Origin of the sequence: Cognatundibacterium luofuense (assembly GCF_018139685.1) — a bacterium.
GTDB classification, from domain to species: Bacteria; Pseudomonadota; Gammaproteobacteria; order Burkholderiales; family Burkholderiaceae_D; genus Undibacterium; species Undibacterium luofuense.
Window position 1 is genome coordinate 402598 of the sequence record NZ_JAGSPN010000001.1, and the last position, 19464, is coordinate 422061.

The 19464-nt window shown below is 49.4% G+C and carries 18 protein-coding genes and 1 riboswitch; of the genes, 10 read left to right on the forward strand and 8 right to left on the reverse strand.

What is annotated here, in order from left to right; all coding sequences use genetic code 11:
* Window positions 1-2 precede the first annotated feature (2 nt).
* The 7 genes from aroKB (at window position 3) to KDM89_RS01890 (ending at window position 8727) form a co-directional block, all read left to right on the forward strand.
* Window positions 3-1643 carry a bifunctional shikimate kinase/3-dehydroquinate synthase AroKB gene (gene aroKB / locus KDM89_RS01860; protein ID WP_212686230.1) on the forward strand — a complete coding sequence of 547 codons (1641 nt, stop codon included), beginning with the start codon at window positions 3-5 and terminating at the stop codon, window positions 1641-1643.
* Window positions 1644-1684: 41 nt separating this feature from the next.
* Complete coding sequence (locus KDM89_RS01865) at window positions 1685-2830, forward strand: deoxyguanosinetriphosphate triphosphohydrolase (protein WP_212686231.1); 1146 nt, start codon at window positions 1685-1687, stop codon at window positions 2828-2830.
* A 14-nt stretch (window positions 2831-2844) separates the two neighbouring features.
* Window positions 2845-3534: a DUF4197 domain-containing protein gene (locus KDM89_RS01870; protein ID WP_212686232.1), complete on the forward strand. Its 690-nt coding sequence runs from the start codon at window positions 2845-2847 to the stop codon at window positions 3532-3534.
* Between the two features lie 379 nt (window positions 3535-3913).
* Window positions 3914-5071, forward strand: a complete 1158-nt coding sequence (locus KDM89_RS01875) for an ABC transporter substrate-binding protein (RefSeq protein ID WP_212686233.1) — start codon at window positions 3914-3916, stop codon at window positions 5069-5071.
* 82 nt (window positions 5072-5153) lie between these two features.
* Complete coding sequence (locus tag KDM89_RS01880; RefSeq protein ID WP_212686234.1) at window positions 5154-6044, forward strand: branched-chain amino acid ABC transporter permease; 891 nt, start codon at window positions 5154-5156, stop codon at window positions 6042-6044.
* A gap of 8 nt (window positions 6045-6052) precedes the next feature.
* The gene (locus tag KDM89_RS01885) at window positions 6053-8011 is read left to right on the forward strand and encodes a branched-chain amino acid ABC transporter ATP-binding protein/permease (protein ID WP_230427616.1); all 1959 of its coding nucleotides are present in this window, start codon (window positions 6053-6055) and stop codon (window positions 8009-8011) included.
* Complete coding sequence (locus tag KDM89_RS01890; protein ID WP_212686236.1) at window positions 8005-8727, forward strand: ABC transporter ATP-binding protein; 723 nt, start codon at window positions 8005-8007, stop codon at window positions 8725-8727. Before KDM89_RS01885 ends, KDM89_RS01890 begins: the two co-directional genes overlap by 7 nt.
* Before the next feature lie 57 nt (window positions 8728-8784).
* Here the strand turns inward: KDM89_RS01890 and KDM89_RS01895 are convergent, their stop codons facing one another.
* From KDM89_RS01895 to KDM89_RS01930, 8 genes are all read right to left on the reverse strand, one after another.
* Window positions 8785-9888 (reverse strand): enoyl-CoA hydratase/isomerase family protein, encoded by a 1104-nt coding sequence (locus tag KDM89_RS01895; protein WP_212686237.1) that lies wholly within the window; start codon window positions 9886-9888, stop codon window positions 8785-8787.
* 155 nt (window positions 9889-10043) lie between these two features.
* Window positions 10044-10388: a ribosome hibernation-promoting factor, HPF/YfiA family gene (gene hpf, locus KDM89_RS01900; protein ID WP_212686238.1), complete on the reverse strand. Its 345-nt coding sequence runs from the start codon at window positions 10386-10388 to the stop codon at window positions 10044-10046.
* A 107-nt stretch (window positions 10389-10495) separates the two neighbouring features.
* Window positions 10496-11974 (reverse strand): RNA polymerase factor sigma-54, encoded by a 1479-nt coding sequence (locus KDM89_RS01905; RefSeq protein ID WP_212686239.1) that lies wholly within the window; start codon window positions 11972-11974, stop codon window positions 10496-10498.
* A gap of 6 nt (window positions 11975-11980) precedes the next feature.
* Window positions 11981-12733, reverse strand: a complete 753-nt coding sequence (lptB, locus tag KDM89_RS01910; protein WP_212686240.1) for an LPS export ABC transporter ATP-binding protein — start codon at window positions 12731-12733, stop codon at window positions 11981-11983.
* A gap of 2 nt (window positions 12734-12735) precedes the next feature.
* Complete coding sequence (gene lptA, locus KDM89_RS01915) at window positions 12736-13296, reverse strand: lipopolysaccharide transport periplasmic protein LptA (RefSeq protein ID WP_212686241.1); 561 nt, start codon at window positions 13294-13296, stop codon at window positions 12736-12738.
* The gene (gene lptC, locus KDM89_RS01920; RefSeq protein WP_212686242.1) at window positions 13293-13946 is read right to left on the reverse strand and encodes an LPS export ABC transporter periplasmic protein LptC; all 654 of its coding nucleotides are present in this window, start codon (window positions 13944-13946) and stop codon (window positions 13293-13295) included. The genes lptA and lptC overlap by 4 nt, the downstream gene beginning before the upstream one ends.
* Window positions 13943-14467, reverse strand: coding sequence for a KdsC family phosphatase (locus tag KDM89_RS01925; RefSeq protein ID WP_212686243.1), 525 nt, complete (start codon window positions 14465-14467; stop codon window positions 13943-13945). Before KDM89_RS01925 ends, lptC begins: the two co-directional genes overlap by 4 nt.
* Window positions 14467-15498 carry a KpsF/GutQ family sugar-phosphate isomerase gene (locus KDM89_RS01930; RefSeq protein ID WP_212686244.1) on the reverse strand — a complete coding sequence of 344 codons (1032 nt, stop codon included), beginning with the start codon at window positions 15496-15498 and terminating at the stop codon, window positions 14467-14469. The genes KDM89_RS01925 and KDM89_RS01930 overlap by 1 nt, the downstream gene beginning before the upstream one ends.
* A gap of 602 nt (window positions 15499-16100) precedes the next feature.
* Here KDM89_RS01930 and KDM89_RS01935 point away from each other — a divergent pair.
* From KDM89_RS01935 to KDM89_RS01945, 3 genes are all read left to right on the forward strand, one after another.
* Window positions 16101-18083 (forward strand): monovalent cation:proton antiporter-2 (CPA2) family protein, encoded by a 1983-nt coding sequence (locus KDM89_RS01935; RefSeq protein WP_212686245.1) that lies wholly within the window; start codon window positions 16101-16103, stop codon window positions 18081-18083.
* Window positions 18084-18117: 34 nt separating this feature from the next.
* Entirely contained in the window at window positions 18118-18660 is a 543-nt protein-coding gene (locus KDM89_RS01940; protein ID WP_189357144.1) for an adenine phosphoribosyltransferase, read from the forward strand.
* A 93-nt stretch (window positions 18661-18753) separates the two neighbouring features.
* Complete coding sequence (locus tag KDM89_RS01945; protein WP_212686246.1) at window positions 18754-19230, forward strand: GNAT family N-acetyltransferase; 477 nt, start codon at window positions 18754-18756, stop codon at window positions 19228-19230.
* A 76-nt stretch (window positions 19231-19306) separates the two neighbouring features.
* Window positions 19307-19446, forward strand: a riboswitch (S-adenosyl-L-homocysteine riboswitch).
* Window positions 19447-19464 lie beyond the last annotated feature (18 nt).

The window sequence follows — 19464 nt, forward strand, 5'->3', positions numbered from 1 at the left end:
ACATGGCAGGTAATATCTTTTTAGTAGGGCTAATGGGCTCCGGCAAAACGACAGTTGGCCGGGCTTTGGCCCGAAAACTCAATAAACGGTTTATCGATTCTGATCACGAAATCGAATCCCGTACCGGTGTTTCCATCCCCGTAATATTTGAAATTGAAGGCGAGGCGAGTTTTCGTGCTCGCGAGGCTGAAGTCATCAAAGAACTGACCGCAAGAGACGATATAGTTCTGGCAACCGGGGGCGGCGCAATTTTGAATGCGGAGAGCCGTAAATTTCTTCACGAGCGAGGTACCGTCATTTACTTGCGGGCCAGCGTCAACAGTATCCTGCAGAGAACTCGCCATGACAAAAATCGGCCATTACTTAAGACAGCCGATCCCAGAAAGAAGCTGGAAGAGCTGGAACAACAGCGACATCCCTTGTATCAACAAACCGCTCATGTGATCATTGAAACCGGGCGTCCCCACATCAATCATCTTGTACAGCAAATCGTTGAAAAGCTGCCCTTGTCCGATAGAACGCCACTTACCTTGGAAACTATGAAAACAGTTCACATCAATGCATCCGGCCAAAGTGTACAGACATTGAAAGTGGAACTGGGCGAGCGTTCATATCCGATCTTTATCGGGCAGAACATTCTGGATGATGAAAAGATTTTGCAGGAGAGCATTCGGGCGAAACGAGTAGTTATCGTCACAAATGACGTTGTGGCTCCGTTGTATCTGGATAAGCTGCAGAAAAAGCTGATGCTGCTTAATAAAGAGGTTAGTGCGGTAGTCCTTAGAGATGGAGAGGAATTTAAGACCTGGGAATCCTTGATGCAGATTTTTGATCACATGCTAGCTGGAAAATGTGATCGTAAAACGATGCTGCTTGCACTGGGAGGCGGGGTTATAGGTGATATGACGGGATTCGCTGCCGCAACGTATATGCGTGGTATCCCGTTCGTACAAGTGCCTACAACCTTGCTTTCGCAAGTCGATTCTTCGGTCGGAGGAAAGACAGGAATTAATCATCCCGCTGGTAAGAATATGATTGGTGCATTTTATCAGCCGCAGGCGGTGATCGCAGACACTGCAACATTAAATTCCTTGCCTGATAACGAGCTGTCTGCTGGCATCGCCGAAGTTATTAAACATGGTGCGATCACCGATCTTGCATTCTTTGAATGGCTTGAATCTAATATGGCAGCTGTTCGTCAAAGAAAACCTGAAGCATTAGCACATGTGATTGTAAGGTCGTGCGAAATTAAGGCGAACGTAGTCCGGCAGGATGAACGTGAGGGTGGATTGCGAGCAATTCTGAATTTCGGTCATACCTTTGGGCATGCTATTGAGGCTGGTTTAGGTTTCGGTACCTGGTTGCATGGCGAGGCCGTTGGTTGTGGTATGGTTTTGGCGGCAGAGGCAGCATATAAGGTCGGGTATATTGATTTCATGCAACGAACTCGCCTGATTCAGCTCGTTAGTGACGCAGGTCTGCCAACGATCCCGCCACAATTGGGATTTCAGCGCTGGCTGGAGTTGATGGAAGTCGACAAAAAAAATGAAGGCGGCAAGATACGCTTTATTTTAATTAAACCGCTTGGAACGGCGGTCATAACAGAGATTGAATCACAAATTCTCAGGGAAATTCTCCACTAATCATATTCGCTTACAAAGCAGGTATCGAAAGAAGGTGATGAATGTCATTTTTGCTCGCACCGTTTGCTGTTCATCCTGATACATCACGCGGGCGGATTCACTCCGAGCCGGCACCAGCGGGGCGAACTGAATTCCAGCGGGACAGGGATCGCATTATCCACTGTTCCGCTTTTCGTAGGCTTGAGTACAAAACGCAGGTTTTTGTAAATCATGAAGGTGACTTATTCCGTACCCGGCTGACGCACAGTATTGAGGTGGCACAGATTGGGCGTTCAATAGCAAGAACCCTTAAATTGAATGAAGATCTGGTTGAGGCGATTGCTTTAGCTCATGATCTGGGACATACCCCGTTTGGTCACGCTGGCCAGGATGCGCTAAATAGCTGTATGCGTGAGTTTGGCGGTTTTGAGCACAATCTGCAAAGCTTGCGAATTGTTGACTGTCTGGAAGAGCGTTACGCTGATTTCAATGGATTAAACCTCTGTTTTGAAACGAGGGAAGGTATCCTTAAGCATTGTTCAGCGTCAAATGCTGAAATGCTGGGTGAAATAGGCGAAAGGTTTTTGCAAAAAAAACGTCCCAGTCTTGAGGCGCAGCTAACAAATTTAGCTGATGAAATCGCTTATAACAATCACGATATTGATGACGGCATCCGTTCAGGATTGATCACGGACTGCCAGCTACGCACCGTGCCACTATATGAGCGTCATCGACGGATAGTAGAGCAAATGTATCCGGGCCTTTATGGGAAAAGAATGGTTTCAGAAACGATACGGCGAATCATTCACACGCTCATTACAGACCTGATCCGGACATCATCAGAAAAAATTCAGCAATATAATCCTCAGCATGTCGATGAGGTCAGAGACTTGCCAACTCTCGTCGGCTTTTCCGATCAGATTTCTTCAGAAGCAACAGAGTTAAAGCAATTTTTATTTAAAAATCTTTACCGACATTATCAGGTGAGCCGGATGATGCGGAAAGCACGTATTATTATTGAAGAACTGTTTGATGCATTTATGCAAGATAGCAGTTTGCTACCTGCTGACTATCAATTAAGTCTTTCAAATTCAAATGGCAGAGATAGGCAGGCTCGGCGTATTTCCGACTATATAGCAGGCATGACGGATCGGTATGCCATACGGGAACATTGCCGTATTTTCTCTCTTCATGAGCCACTAATTTAACTATAACTGATCATATGAAACGGTCTCTATTAGCTACTCTGCTTGCGTTGTTTATGTTTGCGTCTCATCCCGTGTGTGGTGCAGGTTTAAGTGACTTATCCAATCAAGAAACTAGCGTTGGCTTGAAAGCGGCGCTTGAGAAAGGTGCGAGTGCAGCCGTAGGGCAACTTGGAAAAGAGAACGGTTTTCTGAGTAATGAAAAAGTAAAAATTCCATTGCCATCAACACTGGAGAAAATTCGTCCTGTCTTACAAATGACAGGAAAGTCTGGCCAGCTTGATGAATTGGTTGTCGCAATGAATCGTGCTGCCGAGGCAGCAGTTCCGAAAGCAAAGCCATTGCTACTGAACGCAGTGAAGTCAATGACGATTTCCGATGCGAAAAATATTCTGACTGGCGGGGACACATCGGTTACAGAATTTTTTCGTCAAAAAACGAGCAGCCAGCTTGGTAGGGAATTTTTACCTGTAGTCAAAAATGTTACGGATAAATCTGGTTTATCATCAAAATACAATAATGTAATGGCGCAGGTTCAGAAATTTGGCGTTGTCAATTCACAAGAGTCCACAGTTGAGGGATACGTGACCGAACGAGCGCTGGATGCACTTTTTGTAATGATTGGTGAGGAAGAGAAAGCAATTCGAAAAGATCCCTTAGGTGCCGGCAGTAAGGCAATTTCCAAAGTTTTTTCATTGCTGAATTGATTCAATGTAAAAAATAAAGTGAATGTAATGCATGCCAAAAAATAAACTTGGTTCATTCAGTAGTTATTTGATTGATTTTTTTTTATAAGTGAGTTATTAGATTGTTGAAGATGCAGATTTTAGATGTAAATGTTGACCTGAATATTTGATAAATAATCAGCAAACTGGTTTAGTCAAATCGGTCGGCATAAGTTTTTCAAAGTTGATTTTTGATTTAAAAGGGATAAATTCGAAAACGAATATATTCCAGTATGGCAGATGTTGTCAGCATAAAAGATTTATAGCGCTTTCGTTGGAATGTTCTTTATTTCGTTGTTGCACTAGCTGCGCTTCCGGGCTTGCGGATGCGCAATCAAAATAATCACGACAGGAGACCTGTATGTCCGGTAAATTCAAGGCAGTTCTTGCCATTACATCCCTTTCATTAATTTCCTCAGCATTCGCTGCAGATCCGATACGTATCGGCGTTTCAGGGCCACTGACAGGTGGGTCTGCTCCGATGGGCGTTTCTATGCGTGACGGCGTAAAGCTGGCTGTGGCAGAAATTAATGCAAAAGGTGGTTTACTGGGCCGCCAGATTCAATTAATCGAACGTGATGACGAAGCAAAAAATGAGCGCGGAGTACAGGTTGCGCAAGAGCTCATCAATAAAGAAAAGGTAGTTGCTACAGTTGGATACATCAACACTGGTGTCGCCCTTGCATCGCAGCGTTTTTATCAGGAAGCAAAAATTCCTGTGATGAATAATGTAGCTACGGGAAGTGTTATCACAAAACAATTTCTGTCGCCGGAACATAAGGAAAATTATATTTTCCGCGTCTCAGCAAATGACACAATTCAGTCTGCCATGATTGTCGAAGAAGCTGTCGGAAAAAGAAAGCTGACGAAAGTCGCGATTCTTGCTGATTCGACTAACTACGGGCAGCTTGGCAGGGAAGATCTCGAAAAGGCACTTTCAGCAAAGGGGATGAAAGCGGTAACTGTTGAAAAATTCAATATTAAAGATGTTGATATGACTCCCCAGTTACTGAAAGCTAAACAGGCTGGGGCACAAGCGATTCTGACATACGGCATCGGACCGGAGTTGGCTCAAATCGCAAATGGTATGGAAAAACTCAGCTGGAAGGTACCAATGATCGGCAGTTGGACTTTGTCGATGGCAAACTTTCTGGATAACGCCGGGAAAAATGGAAACGGTGCAACAATGCCGCAAACATTTATTCAGGACCCGAATACTCCAAAACGTAAAGCATTTATCGAAGCTTACCAAAAAGCATATAAATTAGAACGTATTCCATCGCCGGTATCTGCAGCGCAGGGGTATGATTCGATTTATTTACTTGCTGCCGCAATTCGTCAGGCAGGAACTACCGATGGCACTAAAGTCCGGGAAGCCCTGGAAAATCTCAATGAAAAGGTTGAGGGTGTTGTGACAATCTATGTCAAACCATATACCCATGATGACCATGAGGCAATCAAACCCGGAATTCCTGTGATGGGGGAAGCAAAAGACGGTCATATCGTGTTATCCAAATAAATGCATCCAGAAAAAGCCGGCAGCCAAGCCGGCTTTTTCTTTTCGCTGGCTGCAAGTGTGAAGTGACAACAGGAAACATACTATGGATATTTTTTTGCAACTGGTTTTCAGCGGCATTGCACTGGGCATGATTTACGCTGTGATTGCTTTTGGTTATCAACTGACTTTTGCCACGTCCGGAACGCTGAATTTTGGGCAGGGCGAGGCGCTGATGTTGGGTGCGCTTGTCGGTTTGAGTTTGGTCGGGAACATACATGGCGGGCCATATCTTAATTACTGGCTGATGATTCCGCTGGTCTTAATGTTCGGAGCATTGCAGGGGGCATTTGTTGAATGGATAGGCGTTCGTCCTGCAATAAAAATTAAGTCCGAATTTGGCTGGATAATGTCGACAATTGCGTTAGCAATCATTTTTAAGAATGTCGCTGAAAACATATGGGGTAAAGATGATCTGACTTTCCCATCCCCGCTGAGCGCTGTGCCATTTCAGGTGTTCGGGGCGAATATTCAGCCAATGCAAATAGTGGTTGTGCTTGGTGCGATCGGCATGATGGTCGCTGTAGAAATATTTAACAGGAAATCCATATACGGAAAGGCTGTGGTTGCTACGTCTAATGACAGAGATGCGGCAGGCTTGATGGGTATAAACACAAGCCTTGTTATTACATTTTCTTATGCGCTTTCGTCTGCAACTGCAGCTTTCGCGGGAGTTCTGGTTGCACCGCTGACATTAACAGGTGCAACGATGGGCTCTGCACTAGGTTTAAAAGCATTTGCTGTTGCGATTATCGGAGGGCTAACCTCTGGTGTTGGTGCTGTCGTCGGTGGTCTGATACTCGGCATTACTGAGACGCTGACGGGCTTTTATATTTCCACCGGATATAAAGAGGTTCCGGGACTCTTACTTTTACTGCTTGTGCTGGCAATTAAACCAGCCGGGCTGTTTGGGAAAACAGCAATTAAAAAAGTATGAGGATCAATATGAAGAAAATACTGCGTATTGCACCCTGGTTCGGTGTGATTGGAATTTTGCTTGTACCTGCTTTTATTCACAATCCGTATTACCTGCATCTGATTGAGACCATACTGATATACGCAATTCTGTTGTTCGGACTTGATATTGTCGTCGGTTACACAGGTCAGGTGTCTCTGGGCCACGCTGGTCTGTTCGGCATAGGTTCTTATACTACTGGTGTACTTTTGCTAAAGCTCGGACTGCCTTTCTATCTGACGATACCGGCAAGTATTTTAACAACGGCTGCTTTCGGTGCACTGCTGGCATTACCAGCTTTAAGGGTAACAGGGCCATACCTTGCGATGGTAACCCTTGCATTCGGAACAATCATTCAGATTTTGATCAATGAAATGAGTTTTCTGACTGAAGGTCCGATGGGTATCAAGGTCACAAAGCCGGTAATTTTTGGCATTAAGCTCACAGAGACCGGATATTACTATTTTGTTGCGGTGATGATGCTATTGGCAATGTTGTGTGTGCACCGGATATTGAAGTCTTATCTGGGGCGTGCATTTCAGGCATTACGGGACAGTCCGATCGCATCCGATTGTATGGGGGTATCGGTATACCGGTATAAAGTCTTGGCATTTGTTATCAGTGCTGCGCTTGCAGGACTTGCAGGAAGTCTCTACGCCTATTCCGAAGAGTACATTTCACCAAATACGTATAACTTTGAGCTGACAATTTTATTTTTACTGGCAGTGATTATGGGGGGGCGAAAATCGCGAGCCGGATCTCTGCTTGGTGCACTCATTGTTGTAATGCTTCCCTCGTTGCTGGCTGATATCGATTTATTCAGAAAAATCGCAACAGGAGCTGCCTTTTTTGGCTTGGTTTTTGCGCTGATTACATTCGTGCGTGCGCGTGCGAGGTGGCGTGATTTGCTGGTTCCGGTTGTTGCATTAATTGGTATGGCGTTGTTCGCGTATAAATTAGAGAGCATAACGGACTGGCGACTGACAATCTTCGGGCTGATGACTCTTTTTGTTGTCTATTATTTGCAAGATGGTATTGTCGGTTTTGTTATGAGCCTGACCGGATATCGGTCCCGACATATCACCTCACACACCGGTGCTAATGAAAATGTCGGTGCGGTGCAATTTCAGGATAGTCAGACGGATCGCTGCATTCTGAGTGCAGATCAGATTGTTATGCAATTTGGCGGCTTGAAAGCACTCAACCGGGTCGACCTTCAGATCATGAAAGGCACTGTGCACGGATTAATCGGACCAAATGGTTCAGGTAAAAGCACAATGATGAATGTCCTTACAGGGATTTATTTTCCAACTGATGGCAAAGTAAACTACGGAGGAATATTAATTTCAGGGAAAACACCTTCGGCAATTGCTCTGGCAGGTATAGCGAGGACATTTCAAAATGTCCAGTTATTCGGGGAAATGAGCGCAACAGAAAATATTCTGGTCGGACTGCATCATAGTTTTGGCAGTTCGCTATGGGATATTTTAGTTGCGAACCGTAGTGATAGTCGTCATGAAGCAAACGCTCGTCAACGTGCTGCAAGTATTCTCGGTTTTGTCGGGTTATCCGATTTGGCAGATGAAGAGGCGCGCAATTTACCTTACGGTAAACAGCGTTTACTGGAAATCGGACGCGCACTTGCATTAAATCCGGGGCTGTTGTTACTGGATGAGCCAGCTGCTGGTTTGACGGCACCTGATATTAAAGAGTTAACTGAGATAATTAAGAAAATTAAAGGAAGTGGTGTAACGATTATTCTGATTGAGCATCACATGGATGTGGTGATGTCAGTTTGCGATATTGTGACTGTTCTGGATTTCGGGCAGAAAATTGCTGAAGGAACGCCTGCGGAAATACAGGGAGATACCAGAGTGATTGAAGCCTATCTGGGGAGCAGTCAGGAAGATACTGGCAATGCGAAAACAGCTACGGGGGAAACATGCTGAAAATAGAAAATCTTCATGCTGCGTATGGGAAGGTCGAAGTTCTGCACGGAATTTCTCTGGATGTGCCAAAGGGAAAGCTTGTGACTCTGATAGGATCAAACGGAGCAGGAAAAACGACAACAATGCGCTCCGTATCTGGCATGCTGAAACCAAAAAGCGGCAATATTTCATTGGCTGGAAAAAATATCACAGGACTGGATTCACATAAAATCGCAAGAGCAGGTCTGGCGCACTCCCCGGAAGGGCGCAGGGTTTTTTCAACGATGACTGTGATGGATAATTTGCTGCTTGGCGCATTTCCTCGTTATACCGGTAGTCGCCCCAGAGGGGATATTGATACAGATCTTCAGCGTGCAATGGAGTTATTCCCACGTCTTCGGGAGCGCCGGAATCAACAGGCTGGAACCTTATCCGGCGGGGAACAACAGATGCTTGCAATGGCAAGAGCGGTCATGCTGAATCCTGAGGTCATTTTGTTAGATGAACCATCAATGGGACTGGCCCCAATTCTGGTGGATGAAGTATTCAGAATACTGCAGAGGTTGAAAGATGAAGGCAGAACGATGTTGCTTGTTGAACAGTTCGCCGCTGCGGCGCTCGCTGTCGCGGATTATGGATATGTTCTCGAAAACGGGCGAATCTCAGTACATGGTCCGGCAGCACAATTGAAAAATGATCCTGCGGTAAAAGCTGCCTATCTGGGTGGAGGGCACTGATATTTCTGCGGACTACTCCCGCTGTCATAGATGTATGAAACGGCGGGAGTTTACTAATTACGCTGATGCTGAGTCTGTCAACATGCGAAGCGGATGCGTAATATCGGGCCATACTGCCACAAAGAAACTCTCAACTTCAGCTTCACTGACATCATCTACTGCCTGATGTTGCCATTTTGGCTGATTATCTTTGTCGATGACCAGTGCGCGTATTCCCTCAATGACTTCGTTTCGTTCAAAACAGTGCCTGACCATGGTGCGCTCCATACGCAAACATTCGGCAACATTCATCATTGCAGAGCGTTTTAATTGCTCCAGCGTGACGCACATCATCAGTGGTGATCGTTTTGACATTGCATCAGTAACGCTTTGTGCGAAAAAGTCTTCGCCTGACTTCAGTTTCTGGCATATTTCAGAAACAGAGTTTCCTGAAAAATAGTGATCTATATATTGACGGTTCTTTTTGATGAAAGAATTTTCTGCTACTTCTGCCTGCAATGATTCGGAAAATTGTATCAACTGATTTTTAATATTTTTTGTATCGCAGGTTTTTAGCAGATGCATCAATGCAGGAATATGTTCTGTCCGCAGAAATATGTCAGCGAGCCCGGTCTCAATGGCGTCTTCGCCTCGCATAATTTCACCTGTCAGTCCCAGATAGCGCCCTGTCTGGCCTGGCATGCGCGAAAGAAAATAACCACCGCCGACGTCAGGAAATAGGCCGATATTCACTTCAGGCATTGCCATTTTGGTTTTTTCGGTGACGATGCGTATTGCAGACTGCGGACCTGCCTGTGCAACTCCCATTCCTCCACCCATTACAACGCCATTCATTAACGCAATATAGGGTTTAGGATAGTGGTGAATCAGATGGTTCAACGCATACTCTTCTGTAAAAAAATCCTCGAGCAAAGCACTGCCGCCTTGTGGCGTTTTGCTACCGACTTCATAGAAAAAGCGTATATCGCCACCGGCGCAAAAAGCACGCTCACTACTGCTGTATATCAGTACGGCCTTTACTTCGGGCTCAGATTTCCAGTTCATCAGTGTTGCTGTGAGAGTCCGTATCATTTCCAGTGATAAAGAATTCAACGCCTGCGGGCGGTTTAGTTCTATATGTCCGATCTGATTGATAACAGAGGTACGTATCATTGTATTCATAGAAAATTCGTATGCGAAAAATAACTGTAGATAACTGTTATTGAATGCAGCAGGCAAAAGCATTAAAAATAAACAGCTGAAAAATATCAGATTTGCGGATTCCGGAAAGCAAAACAGGGCGTTTCCGCCCTGTATTCAGATACAACCTAAACTGTTTACGTTGATGCCGGATCCGGCATATGTTTAATTGCTTCGTGGTTATGATCCTGAATTTTATCTTTATGTTTAATTACCTGACGATCCAGTTTATCAATCAGTGCATCAATCGCTGCATATAAATCATGTGCGAGGCTTTCGACATGAATATCTTTGCCACTGACATGCAGATTAATATCTGCCTTATGACGTTTTTCTTTTTCACGCAGTTTGTCTACCGTGAGGATAACAGCAATATCAATGACCTGGTCGAAATGACGCCGGATGCGTTCGAGTTTGGTTTGTACGTATTCGCGGATTGCAGGAGTAACTTCGACGTGATGTCCACTGATGGTGAGATTCATACTGTGCTCCTATGTGATGATCTTGCTACTAGAATGCGCGGTCTCAGTTTTTCTGACGTTGCGCTAAATCATATATAGCAATGAAAGCCTGAATTACAAGAATTGCACTACAAGATTTTTCGCATACTCACTGGAGGAATTTTCAGGGCTTCCCGGTATTTGGCGACGGTGCGTCGTGCAATCACCATGCCTTGTTCGCCCAGCATGTCTGCGATTTTGCTATCAGAGAGTGGGCTCTTCTGGTCTTCTGCTCCTATTAACTGCTTGATCAGAGCGCGTATCGCGGTGGATGATGCTTCACCCCCGGTTTCCGTCGCGACATGGCTTCCGAAAAAATACTTCAGTTCAAACATGCCATGCGGGGTCAGCATGTATTTCTGAGTGGTTACACGAGAAATAGTACTCTCGTGTAAACCTAGTGTATCAGCTATTTCACGCAAAACAAGGGGGCGCATGGCGACTTCACCATGTGTAAAGAAGTTACGCTGACGCTCAACAATGGCTTGTGCAACGCGCAAAATTGTTTCGAAACGCTGGCGCATATTTTTGATCAGCCAGCGTGCTTCCTGAACCTGATTATGCAGGCCACATTCGGCCCGTGATTCGCGTGCCAGACCCGCGTACAGCGAACTGACGCGAAGTTTCGGCATCACGTCCTGATTGAGCACGACCTGCCACTGATTTCCGCATTTCCTGACGATGACGTCCGGTACTACGTAGTCAGCTTCAGGCTGGGTGTAATCAGCACCCGGACGCGGATTGCAACAACGAATAACTTGTTGTGCATCGCGCAAATCTTCATCGTCGCAATTCAGAGCTTTACGCAGACGGGTAAAATCGCGTGCGGCAAATTGCGGTAAATAATTTTCAGCAATTTGCAATGCGAGGCGGCGTGTCACAAATGGAATTGCAGGAAGCCGCCGGATTTGCAGTGCCAGACATTCGGATAAATTACGGGCACCAATACCAGCCGGCTCCAGGGACTGCAGGAGGTTAAGCGCAAACTGCAGTTCTTCCTGTTCGACGCATAATTCCAGCGGCAGGCTGGCGTGTAAATCTTCCAGCGATTCCGACAGATAGCCGTTATCGTCCAGCGCATCAATCATCAGTTCAAGCAAGGCATGATCGCGTGGCTCACGTACTGTGAGAGCGGTCTGGCTCAGCAGAAATTCACGCAATGTCTGCGGCGCTGCTTCCAGCTGCGGACGCAGATCATCATCGTCGTTACCGGAGCCATTACTGCGGGTATCAGAACCCCAGTCATCCGGATTGACGCTTTCTGCGGCCGGTAAATCAGTTTCCTGAGCAGGTGTCTCCGATGGTGTGTTGTCGGCGGTGGCTGGCGCGGCAGATTGCATTCCGGCATCATTGTGCAGACTTGCCGTATTCAGTGCGCCATCTGCCAGCAAACGTACAGCCTGATCCAGCGGATCATCAATACGCTCCAGCATAGGATTTTCTATCAGTGCTGCTTCCAGTTCCTGATGCAGTTCCAGCGTTGACAATTGCAGCAAGCGAATAGATTGCTGTAACTGAGGCGTCAGTGCCAGATGCTGAGAGGTGCGTAATTGCAGGCTTTGCTTCATAGACGCTTACATGCGGAAATGTTCTCCGAGATAGACTTTGCGCACAGATTCGTTCTGCACAATGTCATCCGGTTTGCCACTGGCGAGTACCGCACCCTGATTGATGATGTAAGCGTGATCACAAATACCCAGCGTTTCGCGTACATTGTGATCGGTGATCAGAACACCGATGCCGCGTTCTTTCAGGAAGCGGACGATACGCTGAATTTCAATCACGGCGATAGGATCAACGCCTGCAAACGGCTCATCCAGCAGCACAAAACGCGGTTCAGTTGCCAGTGCACGCGCAATTTCAACGCGGCGGCGTTCACCGCCGGACAGTGACAGCGCCGGATTTTCTCTTAAACCTTCGATTTGCAGATCATGCAATAAGGCATCCAGTTTTTTACGGATGTGCTTTTCGCTGAGTGCTTTGCCGTCTTTATCTTTTCGTAATTCCAGCACCGCACGGATATTTTCTTCCACGGTGAGCTTCCGGAATACTGACGCTTCCTGTGGCAAATAGGATAAACCCATCACGGCGCGTTCATGGATAGCGTGACGACTGACATCGTGCTGATCAATCCGGATTTCACCCGCATCGGATGGAACCAGACCGACAATCATGTAAAACGAGGTGGTTTTACCTGCACCGTTTGGCCCAAGCAAACCAACGACTTCACCGCTGCGCACCATCAGCGACACATCACGCACTACCTGACGTGCGCCGTAGCGTTTTTGCAAACCTTTGACTGACAATGTGCTTTCCGCGTTTGCCATGTTTACTCCGCCGGTGGTGTCAGTTTGCTTTGGATGACGATGCGTACCTTTGGCTTGCTGGCATCATGCTGTCCGCTGGTGCTGTTCGCACTGACGAAGACTTCGTTGACGGTGTCATAGGACAGATATTCGCCGTTTTGTTCCTGAGTGACTTTGCCGCTGTCCAGATTGCGCACGCGCGCGTCGCCGGTCAGAATGACCATGCCGGATGTGGAATTGAACGTCGCTTTTTCGGCTTCGCCTTCGATCCAGCGGTTGCCGCCATCCATTTTCTGGCGGAATTGCATTTTTGTACCTGAAACGCCGTTCAGCAGGTATTGTGTGGAGCCATCAGACAGCTCACTCATTACCGCATTGTTGGCTTTGATCACCAGAGAGCCCTGACTGATTTCCACGCCCTGCGTTAAATGCAGAACATTCTTTTTCAGATCAGCGCGGGAGTTACCGGCAGTCGCGACGATTTCTTTGTATTTGTCGCCTTTTTCAGCGTGGCTGCTGAGCGTCAGCAGCATCATGCTGACAGGCAGCAGGCATCGCAGCCAGCGACGGAGTCGGATAGTCATGATGGATTCCTTGAAGTGGTTGCAGTGCGGCTCATGCTGCGCGGCTGCACATGCACTTTTACCTGACTGCGTAACTGAAGTTGTTGTGTGATCTGATCGGCTTCCAGCCCGACCGCTGTTGCGCGTACGCGCGGCGTCATTAATTCAACTGCCTGATCAGTGAAAACCTTGTCAGCGTCTGGCAGCAGCATCAGATAACTGGTTTGTAACTGCATAAATTCCGGATGCGCCGGTTCAGCCTGCACAACCCGCACATCGCCGTGTAAATGGACTTTGTCTTCCTGACGGGTATTATTTTCAGCTGTCGATTTTTGTTCCACCAGTGCTCTGTCAGCACGCAATGTCACCGGTTCGCGACGGGCATCGTAGCTATGGATCAGCGGCTGGAAAATCTCAATCTGATCTGTAACCGGCAAATGTTGCAGGCGCTGGCCGGTTACGTGGTAATTGGCTTTACCGTTGTTGGAAATTTTGATGTAGTTGAAGTGCTCGATATAGTAATCGGGCTCTTTGCGCTGACGTGACGGATCGTCACCGCCACCGAAGTGGGTGACGCTGTGCCAGTACCAGATCACGCCCATGGTGATCGCTGCCAGAACGGAAATGCCGGCCCAGGTCTTAAAGCGGTCAGCGGTCAGCCACATATTCATCCGAGGAACCTTGCCAGCATTGCATCGTAATGACCCTGTGCCTTCAGGATCAGGTCGCAGACTTCACGTACTGCGCCGCGACCGCCTTGTGCTGTGGTGACATAGTCCACGCGGCTGCGGACTTCTGCATGGCCATTCGGTACGCTGGCGGCAAAGCCGACCTGACGCAATACCGGTAAATCGATGACGTCGTCGCCGATGAAGCCGCATTCCGCCGGTGTCAGTTGTAATTCTTCCAGTAAGGCAGCAAAAGCGCTGGCTTTATCGTGGATGCCCTGACGGATATGGCTGATGCCCAGATCGCTGGCGCGTTTCAGCACCACAGGTGACTGGCGGGCGCTGATGATCGCGGTCATGATGCCGGCGTCCTGTAACAGACGTATGCCCTGACCATCGAGCACGTTAAAAGTTTTGATGATTTCGCCATCGGCGGAAAAATGCAGGCTGCCATCGGTCAGGATGCCATCCACATCAAAGATCATCAGGCGGACAGCCGCTGCTTTTTGATTAATTGCAGACATCAGATTACCTTTGCACGGGTCAGATCGTGAATATGCAGCGCGCCGGTCAGCCGGCCTTGTTCATCGCTGACTAATAACTGGTTGATGCGGTAGGTTTCCATCATTTCCACTGCTTCAACCGCGAGTTTTTCAGCGCGGATGGTGCGTGGCTGGCGGTGCATCACATCACCGATGCGAATCGCGCTGAAATCACGCGCGCCATCCATCAGGCGGCGCAGGTCACCATCGGTAAATACGCCGAGTATGCGCTGCTGATCATCAACTACCGCAGTCATCGCAATGCCTTTTTTGGTGATTTCCAGCAATGCCGTAGTCAACGGTGTATCCGGTGTGACCGCCGGAACGGCATCACCACTGCGCATAACATCTTTCACATGCGTCAGCAAACGGCGACCGAGTGCACCACCGGGGTGCGAACGGGCAAAATCTTCAGCGCGGAAACCACGGGTATCCAGTACTGCCACAGCCAGCGCATCACCGAGTGCCAGTGTGACGGTGGTGGATGCGGTTGGTGCCAGATTCAGCGGGCAGGCTTCTTTATCGACATGCAGGTTCAGGTGGATATCGGCAATCTTTGCCAGTCCCGATGCCGGATTGCCGGTCATGGTGATCGTAGTCACGCCCAGACGTTTGATGATGGGCACGATGGCCATCAGCTCGGCGGATTCGCCGGAATAGGAAATCGCGATAAATACGTCTTGTGCAGTCACCATGCCTAAATCGCCATGCGCTGCTTCTGCAGGATGGACAAAGAAAGAGGGCGTGCCGGTCGAGGCAAATGTCGCAGCAATTTTGCGGCCGATATGGCCGGATTTACCGATGCCGGACACGACGACGCGGCCGTTGCAGGCGAGCAACGCTTCAACGGCGCGGGTAAAGGCTTCGGCGTCTTCGCCCTGCAGGCGGCCTTGCAGCGCGAGCAGTGCATCGGCTTCAATTTGCAGTGTTTCCGCTGCCAGCGCTACTGCGCGTCCGGCTGCATCCGCAGAGAGGCGCGGTATTTCAACAGGTTGAGCATTCAGATTCTTCATGCCCGAAGTATAAACGAAATCCGGTAAGCAAAAACTCTGCCAGATGTAACATTGCTTTGCGCCAGACAGATGCGCTGTCCGGTAGCGACGCGCTGGCCCGCTGTCAGCCTTGTGTGTTTTTCCGGCATTCAGGGTGATAAAGCGGCAGAAAGGCAGAAGCAGGGCTGAAATGGCTTGAAAATACGCAAAATGCGGTGTTCTGCATAGCAAAACAGCGTTGTCTCACGGTTTGCGCGGCTCTCCGGCATGTGCCTGTGCGGATAGTTGCATAGCTGTACTTCCATTTTCTGCGGGATTGCCGGTTCCGGTATCGCTGTGAAACAGGAGCGGGCGACACAGCGCCACGGTCGCACAGTGTTCCGGCGTGCTCATTCTTTCAGCGTATTTGCTGGGCAGCGGACAGTGGCATACCGGAATGCCGCCAACTGCCGTAAAAAACGCCAACAATCCCTGAAATGCGGCATCCGGCATAGCCATTTGCCGTTGTCCCAGAGTTTGCGCGGCTCTCCGGAAGTGGCTGATGCGGAAATCTGTCGCATTCCGGTATTTTGCAGTTTGATAAAAACAGCCAGCAAGCGCGGCAAATCGGCAATAATAATTGTATGAATGCACTCGACACGACCTTATCCCTGCTGACCGCCGCCGTGCTTGGTGTGGTGGCTTTCCGTATGCTGCAACTGCCACCGATACTGGGCTATCTGGTGGTCGGAGTCATGATAGGCCCGCACGGGCTGGGCTTTGCCGAAGACAATGAAATTACGCATGAAATGGCGGAATTCGGCGTGGTGTTCCTGATGTTTTCGATCGGGCTGGAATTCTCGCTGCCCAAGCTGATGACCATGCGCAAGCAAGTGTTCGGGCTGGGGATGGCGCAGGTGGTGGTGACGATCGTTGCCGCGCTGGCAGGTGGTGCGATTGTCAGTTACTGGCTGCCGCAGTGGTTTGCCATCAGCTGGCAGGCTTCATTTGCGCTGGGTGGCGCGCTGGCCATGTCATCCACGGCGATTGTGTCCAAAATGCTCACAGAGCGGCTGGAGCTGGAAAGCCTGCACGGCCGTCAGATTATCGCGATCCTGTTGTTTCAGGATCTGGCCGTGGTGCCGCTGCTGATTCTGGTACCGGCGATGGCCGCCCATTCCGGCGACATCGTGCAGACGCTGGCATGGGCCGGTGGCAAAGCGGTGCTGGTGCTGTTTGTATTGCTGGTGATTGGTCAGCGCTTAATGCGTACCTGGTTCCGCATCGTGGTGAAACGGCGTTCGCAGGAATTATTCATGCTGAACCTGTTGCTAGTGACGCTGGGTGCAGCGTGGCTGACAGACCGCGCCGGTTTGTCGATGGCGCTGGGGGCGTTTGTCGCTGGTATGCTGATCTCTGAAACCGAATACCGGCATCAGGTGGAAGAAGACATTAAACCCTTCCGCGATGTGTTGCTCGGCTTGTTCTTTATTACCGTCGGGATGCTGCTGAACCTGAAACTGGTATTCAGCAACGCAGGCATCGTGCTGTTCCTGTTCGTGGTGCCGTTGTTGCTGAAGTTCGTGCTGATCGCTGGTCTGGCGCGCTTGTTCGGCAGCACCACCAGCGTTGCGCTGCGTACCGGGCTGGCGCTGGCGCAGGCCGGTGAGTTCGGTTTTGTGCTGCTGAATCAGGCCGGTGCCTTGTCGCTGATCGATAAAGAATTGCTGCAACTGATTCTGGCATCGATGGTGTTGTCGATGCTGGTATCGCCTTTCATTCTGGCGAAATCGGATGCGATTGTGATGAAGCTGTCTGCGAATGAATGGATGATGCAGTCGCTGGCGCTGACCCAGATCGCAGCGCGCACGATGTCCACCCGCAAGCATGTCATCATCGCCGGTTTTGGTCGTAGCGGACAGAATCTGGCACGTTTGCTCTCTGAAGAAAATATTGATTATCACGCACTGGATCTGGACCCCGACCGTGTGCGCGAAGCGCAGACCGGTGGTGCGAATGTGTCGTATGGCGATGCTGCACGGCGTGAAAGTCTGGTGGCCGCCGGGATTAACCGCGCTTCGGCGCTGGTCATCACCTATACCAGTACCGCTTCTGCGCTGCGTATTCTGCATTTTGTGAATGAACTGAATCCGAGTCTGCCGGTGATTGTGCGCAGCCATGATGATGTTGATCTGGAAAAACTGCGCGCTGCCGGTGCGACCGAAGTGGTGCCGGAACTGATGGAAGGCAGCCTGATGCTGGCTTCGCATGCACTGGTGCTGCTCGGCGTGCCTTTGCGCCGCGTGGTGCACCGTGTACAGGCAGCACGGGATGCGCGTTACGAATCCCTGCGCGGCTTCTTCCACGGTGCCAGCGATGCGTCTGACAGTCCGGATGCGATGCAGATTCGTTTACATACGGTGGTGCTGACCGAACGTGCCACGGCAGTCGGCAAAACGCTTGCCGAACTGGCGCTGGAAGATACCGAAGCAGAAATTCACAGCATGCGTCGCGGCAGCCGCCGTCTGGAGTTGCAGGCTGAACAAGGTTTGCAGGCCGGTGATGTGATTGTTTTGAGGGGAACCTCGGAAGCAGTCGCAAGAGCAGAGCTCCGGCTGCTAAAATAGCGGGTTATCGTAAAAATCTGAAGGACCTCCGGCGATGTTAAATCCCTCCGAGTACATCAAACAGCATATCCGTACCGTACCTGACTGGCCACAGCAGGGTGTGATGTTCCGCGACATCACGCCGTTACTGCAAAATCCGAAGGTATTCCGTGTTCTGATCGATATGTTCGTACATCGCTACATGGACGAAAAAATCGACGTGATCGCCGGTCTGGATGCACGTGGCTTTATTATCGGTTCCGTGCTGGCCTATGAACTGAATCTGGGTTTCGTTCCGATTCGTAAAAAAGGCAAACTGCCTTTCCATACCGTGTCCGAAGAGTATGAACTGGAATACGGCAGCGCAACGGTGGAACTGCATGCCGATGCCTGCAAAAAAGGCGACCGCGTTGTGCTGATCGATGATCTGATCGCAACTGGCGGCACGATGATGGCCGGCAAAAAATTGCTGGAACGTCTGGGTGCGGAAGTGGTGGAAGGTGCGGTGATTGTGGATCTGCCGGAACTGGGCGGTTCGCGCATCATTAAAGACAGCGGCTTGCCACTGTTTACCATCTGCAATTTCGACGGTCACTGATCAATAATCCGTCAGCAGCCTTGTCAGGCTGGCACTGATTTTGCGTAAAACGGATGAGTTTCCCTCATCCGTTTTCTTTTCCGGAGTCCGTTTATGCTGCCAGTGCTGATACAAGCTGAATCTCCCGATCATCCGGACGCACGTCTGTTACTGGCAGAATTGTCAGCAAGGCTGGTGCTGCTGACCGGTGACAGTGGCCAGAGCAGTTTTTGCGCCAGCGATGTGCAGCAGGACGGTGCCTGCTTTGTTGTGGCGCGTAATCCGCAGGGCGTGCCACTCGCTTGTGCAGCGATACGGCCCGGCGGACAGCAAGTCGCGGAACTCAAGCGCATGTATGCACGCCCGGGTCAGCCCGGTGTCGCAGCGCAAGTGCTGGGCTGGCTGGAACAGCAGGCACTGCAATGGGGTTATCGTCAGATCTGTCTGGCGGTCAGGCACAGCAATCCGCGCGCCATTGCGTTTTACCGCAAGCATGGCTATGCCGCGATTGCGCCGTTCGGAAAATATACAGAAAGCAATTTGTCGCTGTGTATGGGCAAATTACTGCTGCCGGATAACGGCGTTGCCTGAAACTCAACAGAGAATAAGGCGCGGTTCCGCAATGCGCTGCAGGTGCAGAAATCGGCAGGCTGGTTTATACTTCAGTCTTTCCAAGGAGCGTTGCGACAGGTCAGCCCTGCCAGGCTTGGAAAAACTTCTCTGATCCGTTTTCTGCAGTTCTGATGTGGCCGAGGCTCACTTGATCTGTTTTCCGGATATCACCGAATTCAACTGCGCTCACGTTACTTTTTTCATTTCAGAAAG